Origin of the sequence: Polyangium sp. 6x1, from assembly GCF_029946515.1 — a bacterium.
Taxonomy (GTDB): Bacteria; Myxococcota_A; Polyangia; order Polyangiales; family Polyangiaceae; genus Polyangium.
The window spans coordinates 1-10,896 of sequence record NZ_JARZHH010000136.1 but is presented as its reverse complement, the minus strand read 5'-3'; the positions used below and the strand labels follow the sequence as shown (position 1 = coordinate 10,896).

Genomic DNA, 10,896 nt, shown 5'->3' with positions numbered 1-10,896 from the left:
ACCCGCGCCCGCCGCGGTCACGCCCACGCCGGCCCGCATCGCTCCCGTCGGGCCTGCGCCGGTGCGCCCCGTGGCTCCCGCCGTCGCGCCGGCCCCGGTCGCCGCGCCTGCGGCTGCGCCTGCGCCGGCCGCTCCAGCGGCTCCTCGCGTGGCGCTGGTCGTCGCGGTCCGGGTCGCCGTCGTCGGGCGGGAAGGGGAAATCCGGATCGTCCCGCTCGCGCCGGGGCAGAGCCCGCCGCCGGGCACCGCCACGGCCTTGCTCGTTCCCTCGGGAGACGAGGACGCCGCCGTGATCGGCCGCCTCGTGGGGCTCTAGACGCTCGAAAGGGAATCACCCATGACGGACGCATCGGATCGAGTCAGGCCGCAACGCATCCGCATCACGAAGCTTCAGGAGACGCAGGTCACGGACCTCGTGGAGCTCGAGAAGGCGTGTACGGCGATGTACCACGACCTCGGCTTCGACGCGGCCGAGGTGCCGCCGCGGGCCTGGAACGACATCGCGAACCTGCCGCGGCACCACAACGTCTTCGTGGCCGAGGCCGATCACGAGGTCGCCGGCTACCTGGCTTGGCGCGACGAGTCGCCGGGCGTCGCGTACCTCGAAGAGCTCTCGGTGCATCCGCGGGTCCAGCGCTTCGGCGTGGGAACGCGGCTGCTCCAGGCGTTCGAGGAAGACGCGCTGCGTTGTGGGCTGCATGACGTGGTGGCGAGGATGTTCGAAAAGGCCACGTGGGCGCAGGCGTTCTACACGCATCACGGCTTCATGCAGCTCGGCGAGCAGGCGTCGCGGAAGGTGCTCGGGTGGCGCGAGGAGCGCTCGGGTGGGCGTCCGCTGACGCGGCCTGGCGAGGTCCTGATCTGGAAGTCGTTCCGGGCGCAGTGACGACCGGCCGGTAGGTCGGGACGGCGCCGCGCGATGGGGCGGGGTGCGCGGGGGCGCGCCGAGGGAGACGTGCGTCCTTCGGACGAGGTGGACGGGTCCGGGTCGAGCTCGGGGAGCTCGGTCGGCGTCTGGGTTGGTCCGCGTCGGGTTTGGGACGACTCCGTCGCCAGGTCCGGCTCTGCGTCCACACCTGCCCTGAGGCGGATCGCGCGAGTTGACATAATGTATATTATGCGAAATTTAAACGAGCCCGGAGGAGGGGGATCCGAGCCGAAAACCGGCCTGAAACCAGGCGTTCCTCGGGTTCGTCTGGACACACGGTGGCTTCGCGACGCGCGCGTGCACCTCGGCCTCGCGGCCGGTCGTCAGCGTCGACGGTTCCGTCCCCGCCGTTCCACGCTCGGACGGACGCGTCCTACGCCCCGGTCTCGTCAGCCCTTCACGCCGAGCCCGCTCATCGGGATCGGCGGCGGTTCCGGCGTCGGCGGCATGACCTGGACACTGAGGAACGATCCCCCGTTGCCCACCACGAACGCCCGCACCCCGTGCGCGGCCGGCGTCATCGCGAAGCTGCCGCCCGGCAGGATCCCGTCGATGAGCCCACCCGTCACCGGCGAAAACAGGAACAAGCCGTACCGCGTCGTCCCCACCAGCACCGCGCCCGCCACCGGAACCGGCGCCGTGATCCCGCCCTCCGGCAGGTTCCGCCGCCAGAGCGTCCGCCCGTCGTTCGGATCGAGCGCCCAGAGACCTGTGAGCCCGCTCGCAGCGAACAGGATGCGCTGTCCCGGCACCGACGGAAGCGGCCCGGTTCGCGGCGCATGCGCCGGCTGCTCCCACAAAACGAGCTCCGTCACCCCGACGGCCTTCTCGTTCACCCACGCCCGCGTGCCGTTCTCCGCGTCGAGCGCGTACACGCCGCCCGCGTAGCTGCCCACGAACACGACCTCACCCGATGTGATCCGCGCCACCAACGGCGTCGTGTCCACGTCCAGATAACGCGGCGCGTCACCGCCGGTCTGCTGCTCCGCCTCGGCCGCGAGATCCACGGCCGGCCACTGCTCCGAGCCGTCCTCGAGGTCGTACGCGAGCACCACGCCATCCGAAAACGCCGCGTAGACCTTGTCGCGCCCGAGCGCCGGTCCCGCGTACCCGGCGACCTCCATGCCGAACGCCGGTGTCCGGTGCTGGTGCCACTTGAGCGCCCCGGTCTTCGCGTTCATCGCGATCAGCGTGTCGTTCGCGTTCGTGACGTAGAGCACGCCGTTTCGAAGCACCGGCTTCCGGCCGACCTCGGCGTTCGTCGAGAACCGCCAGAGCATGCGGCCGTCGCTCGCGTTCACCTTGTAGACCGCGCCGTCGTTCGAGCCGAAGTAGATGACGTCCTCGTCGGCGTCGAAGAGCGGCTCGCTCTGCACGGGCCCCATCGTCTCGAAGCGCCAGATCGTCGAGCCGTCCTCGGCGCGGAGCGCGTAGAGGCCGTAGTCGCTCGACGGGACGAAGACGCGCCGGCCGGCGATGTCGAGCGCAGGCTTGCCGCGCTCGTAGACCTCGGCTTGCTGGCGCGACTCGGCCGTCAGCGGCCTTCGGTACGCGATCGAGAGCGTGCCGCCCGGGTGGTGGAGCCACGTCGGGACCTGCGGCGTCGCCGGGATGCTCAGGCTTTCGCAGCCGAAGAGCGGAAGCGCGAGGGCCGCGGCGGCCATGACAGCGCCACGCGGGATCGCGACGGGAGCCCTCACGCGTCCCTCGATCACGGCGTCCCGCCCTGCTGCTGGGCCGCCTTCTTCTGGGCCTCCTCGACCATGCGCCGCGCCTTCTCCTGGATGTCGGCAGGCAGAGGCGCAGGCGCGCCGCCCGGTCCGCCGCCCCCGAACATGGGCTGCTGCGCGGCCGCGGCGGCCGGATCGATCTGGACCATGAGGTCGTGCACCGCGCCCTTGAGGTACTCGAGCGGCTCGGGCTCCTTGCTCGGGAGCGCGAGCTTCTCGTCGAGCGGCTTCAAGACCTCCTTCGCCTTGTCCTTGTTGCCCTTGGCGAAGAGGACGCGCGCCTCGTGGTAGGTCGCGAGGTCCTTGTATCCCTTGACATCGATGCCCGCGAGCTCCTTGAAGCTCGCCATCGCGCCGTCGAGATCGCCCTTGCCCTCCTTGGCGTACCCGATGCCTTCGGTGGCGCGGCCCTTCACGTCGGGATCCGCGGCCGCGAGCGGCGACGAGAGCACCGACGCGTAAGCCTCGATCGCCTTGTCCCAGTCGCGTTTTTCGAGGTACGTGCCGCCCTGGCCGAGGCGCGCGAGCAGCGCCGCGCCCGAGCCGCCGTGCTTGTCGATGACCTTGCCGTACGCGTCGAGCGCGGCCTGCGTCTTGTCGGCTTCGTTCTTGAAGACGCGCGTCGGATCGAGCTCTTTCTGATCGTCGGGGCGCTTGTCCTCTTCCATCACGAGGCCGCGAGCCGCCGCGACGCCCGCGAGGAGATTCGACGACGCATCGCCGAGCGTCTTGTCGACGCGCGACGACCAGAAGGCATACCCACCCGCGCCGACGATCGCCGCGAGGACCACCCACTGGAGGACCCCGACGTTTGTCTTGAGCCACTTCGTGACAGCGGAGGCGCTCCGCGCGAGCGCGTCGTCGACCATCTCGCCCGCGTCGAGCGAGCTCGCGACCGGGCGGCGCTCGGCCGCGTCCGCTTGCTCGCGACGCCGCTTCAGCAGCTCCTTGGCGCGCGCGTTCTTGTCGCGAGGTAGCGCCGCGTCATCCTCCGCGGCTGCAGCGCCGCCGACGCGCTTCTTGCGCCGCGCGAGCGCATCCTCACGCCTGCGCGCCGCGCGGTTCGGCTTCGCGGCCTCCTGCTTCTCGTCCTCGTCGGGCTCCGCGGCGGCGTCTCCGCCTTCGATCGCGGCGTCCTCTTCACCCGCGACGCCGAGCGCGGCGGCGACGCGGTGCGCGGCCTCGTCCGACGATTCGTCCTCGTCCGAAGACGCGCGCGCCTTCGAGGGTTCGTCGTCCCCCGAGGTCTCGTCCTCGCGCGCGTCCTCGTCCTCGCGCTTCGCGCGGCCCTCTTCCGACTGCTTGTCCTCTCGCGACACGCCCGGGACTCTAGCCGCGCCGCCCCCGGCGTCAATCGGCCTCGTCGCGGTTTCCGAGGGCGTTCCGCGGGCGTTCGGGGCCGAGCGGGGCGCCGCCGTCCCCTGCCCGTTCGTGACAAAAAGTCACGGATTTCTCGGAGGATCCCCGTCGGACGAGCCCTCGCCGCTCTTCTCGGGCGTCCACGGCTCGGGCGGCGGCGGTGGCAGCTCGGCGACGAGCGGGACGACCGCGCAGGCCGAGAGCTCCACGTTCTGCGTCGCGTAGACGACGAACTCGCCGTGCTGGCCGGGGCGCACCTTCACCGCCTCGGGCAGCGGCGCGAAGACCTCTTGCGGCTTGTCGCCCGGCGGGACGTAGAGCGTCGCCGCCGTGCGGGCATCGAGCTCGGGCGCGCGCTTGGGAACGAGGCCGCCCGTCTCGCGATCGCCGCTGCTCACGAGGCGCCGCGTCCCCACGCCGAAGCGGATCTCGCCGGGCCTGTCGTCGTTCGAACGCGCGCGGCAGAGGACCCGCAGCGCGTCGCCACTGCCGTCGGACTTCGGCACGACCATGCCGACCGCCACGCCGCTCCGCGCGAACCGTCGGAGCTTCTCCAGGTCGCGCTCCCGCGGGCCTCCGATGAGCTCGAGCACGTCCGCCTGGAGCGCGATCCGGAGGCCGTTCGGCAGCGGATCGGGCACACCGAGCAGCCGGATCAGCGGGGCGCGGAGCTCGGGGCCGGCGCCGAGCGCGACGAGCGCCTCGGAGAGCGCGACGCGCGCGTGCTGGTAGCGCTCGGTCGCGAGGTGCTCGGCGAGCGCGGGGCGAGCCGCGTCCTGGCCGATCGCGGCGAGCGCCTCGGCCACGTGCGGGCGCAGGCGGACGTCGTCGAGCGCCGTGAGGAGCGCGGGCAATGCGGATTTGGCGCGGATCTTCGCGAGCGCCGCGACGATCTCCTTCGCCCGCTCGAACGGGATGACTTCGCGCTTCTCCGCGCGCTTGCCGTACGCCTCGCGGAACCACGCCACGAGATCGTCCTCGCCGCGGCCGTCGCCGCCCTCGGCGAGCGCGAGCGCCGCGAGCCGCCGCCACTTGGGATCGCGATCCTCGAGCAGCTCGCGTGTACGCGGCGCGCCCTCGCCGAGCCTCGTCAGCGTGAGCGCCGACCAGCGCCGCACCTCGTCGTCCTCGTCTCGCACGAGCGCGAGCCGCATCGTCGGCGAGACCTCCGGACGTTGGAGGTCAAACAGAACTTCGGCGGCCTTGCGACGGATGAGCACGTCCGCGTCGTCGAGCAGCGCCGCGACGTCGAGCGCCGCGTCCGCGTCGCCGGCGATCCCGCGCCGGAGCGCCTCGGGCCAGCCCTTGCCCTCACTGCGCAGCCCCGCGATCTCGTACCGCCCGTGCGAGGCCTCCACGCCGCGCAGCTCCGTGCGCATGTCGGCCATGTCGGCGGCGCGCGCGCCCGAGAGATCCCGCGTCTCGGCCGGATCCCGCTCCACGTCGTAGAGCGCGCAGGCGCCGATCCTTCGAGCACAAACGAGCCGGAGCGGCCCGCGTGCCAGCATGGTCATGGTCTCCGTCTCGGCGAACGCGAAGCCACGCGCGTCCTCCGGGCTCGTGGCGGCGCCCACGAGCGCGCGACCGAGATCCGCGCCGCGCACGCGCGCCGGCCGCGGGATGTCGAGCCCCGAGAGGACCGTCGGCAAGAGGTCGACGAGCTGCACCGGCGCCGACACGCGCCGCGGCGCGAAGAGCCCCGGCGCATGCACCACGAGCGGGACGCGGACCTGCTCCTCGTAGACCGTGGTGCCGTGGTAACGGCCGCCGTGATCCTGGAACTCCTCGCCGTGATCGGCGCTCACGATCACCACGGCGTTCGGCCGACGCGCGCGCACCGTCGCCAGGATCGAGCCGAGGCCCGCGTCCGCGGCGGCGATCTCCGCGTCGTAGCGATCGATGTCGCGATCGCCGAACGCGTGCTCGGGGTGCGTCTCGTAGGGCTCGTGCGGCTCGAAGAGGTGGACCCACAAGAAGACGCGGGCGTTCTTGTCGACGCCGTCGAGGTACGTCTCGACCTGCGTGGCGCGGCGCTCGGCGCTCGCGAACTCGACCTTGCGGTACTCGAAGTCGAGACCACGCTCGCGGATCGGGCCGAAGCGCTCGGCGTCGATGAAGAAGACCGCTGGCGGGAAGAAGGCCGCAGTCTTGTAGCCGTAGCGGCGGAGCTGCCCGGCCCACGTCTCGGAGTCGCCGCCGAGCCCCTGCAGCACGAGCGGGCGGATGTACTTGCCCGTCATCAGCGAGGTGACGGCGTACGAGGTGTGCGGCGTCGGCGTGTAGGCCCGCTCGAAGACCACGCCCTCGGCCGCGAGCGCGTCGATCGTCGGCGTGGTCTTGCGCGCGTAGCCGTAGGCGCCGACGTGATCGGCGCGCAGGGCGTCGATCGTGACGAGCACGATGTCCCGCCCCGCGAGATCCACCGCGCGTCCCGCCGGCCCCTGGTTCACGACGAGCGGCGTGTCGTCGAGCGGAGGCGGCGGCGAGAGCGCGGCCGCGATCTCCACGGCGTTCGCGAGCACCGGCGCGCGCGTGAGGTACACGAGGCGCACGTTGTCCGCGGGCGCGAGGCGCGCAGCCGCCGAGGGCGAGACCGCCGCCGACAGCGCGAACAAGCCGAGCGCGAGCGCGGCGCGCGCGAGCTTCCAGCCGACGGGCGCGATCGGCCCTTCCGGATCGTCCGTGCTGCCCGGCCGCGTTCGCCGCGGCGCGTCCCAGGCGACGGTGGCGAACGGCGCGACGAGGAGCGCGAGGAGCGCAAGGCCACGATGAAACGCCGGATAAAGGCGCGGTAGGACGAGCAGGTTGACGAGCTCGATCGCGAAGAGCAGCGCGATCACGCCGAGGAAGACGCCCAGGCCGAACGTGCGCCGCGGCTTCGGCGCGAGCGCCCGCGCGACGAGCGGCCCGAGCGCGAACACGCCGGCGAACGCAAAGGCCGCGACGATCCCCACGAATGGCGCGCGCAGAGGCCCGGACAAAAGGCGCCCCGTCGACACGCCGAACGCCACGGCCCCGGCAAAACCCGCCGCGGCCAGCGCGAAGCCGACCCGGCCAAAGCGTCCCTCCGCGTGGCGCGCGAGCTCGACGACGACCCCGCCGATTGCCGCCGCCGGCGCTGCCGCCGCGAACGCGATCGGCCAGAGCTTTCCGAGCGCGAGCGTGAGCTCGTGCAGCCCGACGAGCTCACGCCGGAAGACGAGCCCGACGACGACGAGCTCGATCAGCAGGAACACGCCGATCGCGAGGTAGCCGTCGGCGATCCGCCATCCGAGCGGAAGATCCCGCGACCGCGCGCGCGGCCGCGCCACGCTCGTGCCGTCCCGGTCCGGCTTGGGCGCCGAGACCGCGAGCCGACCCTTTGCGCGGCTCGGTCGGGGCGCGGCGGGCGGGACGTGTGCGCCCTCCCCGCCGCGGTTCGTCATGAATAGCTGATCTCGAGGATCTCGTAGGTACGCGGCCCGGCCGGCATGACGACGCGGACCTCATCTCCGACCTCACGGCCGATGAGGGCCCGCGCGAGCGGCGAGGACACCGAGATGCGCTGCTGCTTGATGTCGGCCTCTTCGGGCCCGACGATCTGGAAGGTGTTTTCTTCGTCCGTATCGATGTTCAGGAGCTTGACCCGCGCGCCGAACTGGACCTTGCTGCCGCTCAGCTTGCTCGGGTCGATGACCTCCGCGCGGCTCAGCGTTTGCTCGATGAACGTGATGCGCGCGACGATGAGGCCCTGACGCTCCTTCGCGGCGTGATACTCGGCGTTCTCCGACAGATCGCCGTGATCGCGGGCCACGCTGATGTCCTTGACCACCTGCGGGAGCTCGATTTTCTTGAGCCGCTCGAGCTCCTCGCGCAGCCGAGCTTGCCCTTCGGGCGTCATGGGCACCTTTTCAGACATCGCAACACCTCGACAACGACGCTCGGACACGCCGAGCCGAACCTTCGATCCCCTTTAGCATGTTCACGCCGAAGCCGCGCCCACCGCGTCAGCTCGGCCCCCGCCAGCGTACGATACGCCGCGGCATCGGCCTGCCCGCGTCACGCGCCGCGCGCAGAGCTGCTTTCACGAGCGCCGTGCCCGCTTTCTCCAGGCTCGCCACGTCCACGCCTTCGGCCGCGCCATCGATCCGCGCCGTCACGCTCGCCCGGCCCTCCGCGCTGCCTTCGCTCGGTTGCTCGACGCGAATTTCGAGCGGTAGATCCGCGTCGGGCAAATGCGCGAACCCGCGGTACGTCGCGCCCGATGCTCCCTCGTCGTCCGCGCGTTCGAGCGCGTACCGCACGCCCGCCGTGGGGCGCCTCTGCGACGCGTCCATCCGAGCTACGTCCCTTGCTTGCCCGCTGCTTTTTGCGCGTCGAGCTCCGAGAGGAACCGCTTCGCCGTCACGGCGAAGGGCCCGCCGTACTCGTCGAGCACCTTCTGGAAGACGACGCGCGCGTCGTCGGGCTTGTTCATCCGCATCAACGTCTCGCCCTTGAGCACGAGCGCTTCGGGTTCGAGCGCCGATCCGGGAAAGAGCTTCAGCGCGTGATCGATCCGCGCGATCGTCGCCGGGAAGACGTCCTGCCGCAGGTAGAAGCGCGCCACGTAGAGCTCGTGCCGCATGAGCCGACCTTGCGCGGCCTCGTACATCTTGCGCACGTCCTCCGCGTAGCGGCTCCGCGGGTTGTCGCGCATGAACGCGCCGAGCTCGCGGTAGGCTTCGAGCGCCGTGCCTTGATCACGCTCCTCCTGCGGCGGCAGCAGGAACGTGTCGTCGATGTCGCGGAAGAGCGACTTCGCGATGCGGTAACGCGCGTACTCGACGTCGCGATCCGTGCGGTGGTTCTGGATGAACTCGCGGTAGGCCGAGACGGCGTCCGCGTACTTCTCCTGCTCGAACTCGACGTCGGCGATGCGCAGCTCCGCGAGCGTCGCATACCGGCTGTACGGGAAGAGCTTGCGCACCTCGGCGAAGAGGGCGCGCGCGTCTTCCCACGCCTTGCTGCGGTAGGAGCGCATCGCCTCCTCGTAGGCGGAGCGCGCATCGTCCGTGTAGGTGAGGGTCGCCTTGCGCCCGTCGCCGACCTGGAGATCGCAGCCCGCGGCCCCGAGGAAGAGAAGGGGCACGACGAAGCCGAGCGCTCGGGCGAACCGCGCCGAGGGCCTCGAAGACGTCGAACCGCAGACCTTGGCCATCCCGCGCTCCGTAGCCGTTTCGCGGCCGGCGCGCCAGTGCTTCCTGCCCCGACGGGAGGCGGGTATGGATACGTGCGGCATGGAAAGCTCGTTCGTTACGCCCCAGGCGCCCCCCGGTGAGGCCTTGGGCGCCGCCGTCGCCCCCACGGTCCTCGTCGTGGACGACGAGCGCAACATCCGTCGCACCCTGGATCTCGTCCTGCGCGGCGAAGGCTACGAGGTCATCGAGGCCGAGAGCGGCGAACAAGCGCTCGAGATCCTGGCCAACGGCGGCAGGCCCGTCGACCTCGCGATCATCGACCTCTTGCTGCCCGGCATGGGCGGGCTCGAGCTGCTCGAGCGCATCCGCCGCGACGAAGCCACGAAGAGCCTCCCGGTCGTCGCGATCAGCGGACACGCCACGGTCCACGACGCGGTGAAGGCCATCAAGCTCGGCGCGGGCGACTTCTTCGAAAAGCCCGTGAGCCGCGAGCGCGTGCTCGTCAGCGTGAAGAACGCGCTCTACTCGTCGGAGCTCGCGCGCAAGGTGCGGGATCTCGAGGCGGAGCTGCTCGCGCGTTACGAGATGATCGGCCGCGCGCCGGTCATGCAGAAGCTCTACAAGGAGATCGATCGGGTCGCGCCGACGAAGGCGAGCGTGCTGATCACAGGCGAGAGCGGCACGGGCAAGGAGCTCGTGAGCCGCGCGATCCACCGCCTCTCGCCGCGCATCGCCGGCCCCTTCGTGAAGGTGAACTGCGCGGCGATCCCGCGCGAGCTCATCGAGAGCGAGCTTTTCGGCCACGAGCGCGGCGCCTTCACGGGCGCTCAGTCCAGAAAGCGCGGCTTCTTCGAGCAAGCCCACGGCGGCACGTTGTTCCTCGACGAGATCGGCGACATGGAGCCCTCGGCGCAGGCGAAGGTGCTGCGCGCGCTGCAATCCGGCGAGATCAGCCGACTCGGCAGCGAGCGGACCCTACAGGTCGACGTGCGCGTGCTCGCGGCGACGAACAAGGACCTGAGCCGCGAGGTCTCGGCCGGCCGCTTCCGCGAGGATCTCTTCTTCCGCCTCGCGGTCTTCCCCATCCGCGTGCCTTCGCTGCGCGAGCGCATGGAGGACATCCGACCGCTCGCCGAAGCCTTCATGGCCTCGTTCTGCAAGGAGAACGGGCTCAAGCCGAAGCGCATCGATCCGGCCGTCCACGCCGCGCTCGAGCGCCGCAGCTTCCCTGGCAACGTGCGCGAGCTGAAGAACGTCATCGAGCGCGCGGCGATCCTCTCCGGCGACACCGTCACGATCGCCGATCTGCCCGAAGATCCCCACGCGAGCCCCTTCGACGACGACCTCCAGGCCCCCGAGGCCCCGGACCCGAGCGAGCCCATGCGCGCGCCGCCGGGCCCGCTTCCGCCCTCGATCGAGGCCATCCCGCGCACGGAAGGCGGCCGCCGACTCACGCTGCGCGAGTTCCGCGATCAAGCCGAGCGCCGCTACATCATCGAGGTCCTGCAGAGCCTCGAGTGGAACATCTCGCGCGCCGCGATCGTCCTCGGCGTCGAACGCACGAACCTGCACAAGAAGATCCGCGCCTACGACATCCGCCGGGGATGAGCGGGGCTTTGCCCCGCACCCCAGCAGGGGGTTGTCCACCCCCTGCACCCCGGACCAAGCGCGGCCTGGACCGGGGGCGGCAAAACCGCGCGATGCGCGGTTTTGCCGACGG

At 71.3% G+C, this 10,896-nt stretch carries 8 protein-coding genes and 1 pseudogene; 3 read left to right on the top strand and 6 right to left on the bottom strand.

Going from position 1 to position 10,896, the window contains the following annotated elements; all coding sequences use genetic code 11:
• Both QHF85_RS48695 and QHF85_RS48690 read left to right on the top strand, forming a co-directional pair.
• Positions 1 to 316: pseudogene (locus tag QHF85_RS48695) on the top strand (hypothetical protein); the annotation flags it as partial.
• A 21-nt stretch (positions 317 to 337) separates the two neighbouring features.
• A complete protein-coding gene (locus QHF85_RS48690) occupies positions 338 to 886 on the top strand; it encodes a GNAT family N-acetyltransferase (RefSeq protein WP_281334396.1) in 549 nt (182 codons plus the stop codon).
• A 431-nt stretch (positions 887 to 1,317) separates the two neighbouring features.
• Here the strand turns inward: QHF85_RS48690 and QHF85_RS48685 are convergent, their stop codons facing one another.
• The 6 genes from QHF85_RS48685 to bamD form a co-directional block, all read right to left on the bottom strand.
• Positions 1,318 to 2,628 carry a PQQ-binding-like beta-propeller repeat protein gene (locus QHF85_RS48685; protein ID WP_281334395.1) on the bottom strand — a complete coding sequence of 437 codons (1,311 nt, stop codon included), beginning with the start codon at positions 2,626 to 2,628 and terminating at the stop codon, positions 1,318 to 1,320.
• Between the two features lie 11 nt (positions 2,629 to 2,639).
• Positions 2,640 to 3,977 (bottom strand): tetratricopeptide repeat protein, encoded by a 1,338-nt coding sequence (locus QHF85_RS48680; protein ID WP_281334394.1) that lies wholly within the window; start codon positions 3,975 to 3,977, stop codon positions 2,640 to 2,642.
• A 123-nt stretch (positions 3,978 to 4,100) separates the two neighbouring features.
• Entirely contained in the window at positions 4,101 to 7,442 is a 3,342-nt protein-coding gene (locus tag QHF85_RS48675; RefSeq protein ID WP_281334393.1) for a sulfatase-like hydrolase/transferase, read from the bottom strand.
• Positions 7,439 to 7,915: a transcription elongation factor GreA gene (gene greA / locus QHF85_RS48670; RefSeq protein ID WP_281334392.1), complete on the bottom strand. Its 477-nt coding sequence runs from the start codon at positions 7,913 to 7,915 to the stop codon at positions 7,439 to 7,441. The genes QHF85_RS48675 and greA overlap by 4 nt, the downstream gene beginning before the upstream one ends.
• 88 nt (positions 7,916 to 8,003) lie before the next feature.
• The gene (locus QHF85_RS48665) at positions 8,004 to 8,333 is read right to left on the bottom strand and encodes a hypothetical protein (protein ID WP_281334391.1); all 330 of its coding nucleotides are present in this window, start codon (positions 8,331 to 8,333) and stop codon (positions 8,004 to 8,006) included.
• Positions 8,334 to 8,338: 5 nt separating this feature from the next.
• A complete protein-coding gene (gene bamD / locus QHF85_RS48660) occupies positions 8,339 to 9,196 on the bottom strand; it encodes an outer membrane protein assembly factor BamD (RefSeq protein ID WP_281334390.1) in 858 nt (285 codons plus the stop codon).
• 79 nt (positions 9,197 to 9,275) lie between these two features.
• On the opposite strand from bamD, the gene QHF85_RS48655 reads away from it, so the two are divergent.
• A complete protein-coding gene (locus tag QHF85_RS48655; protein ID WP_281334389.1) occupies positions 9,276 to 10,784 on the top strand; it encodes a sigma-54 dependent transcriptional regulator in 1,509 nt (502 codons plus the stop codon).
• The last annotated feature ends 112 nt before the right edge of the window (positions 10,785 to 10,896 follow it).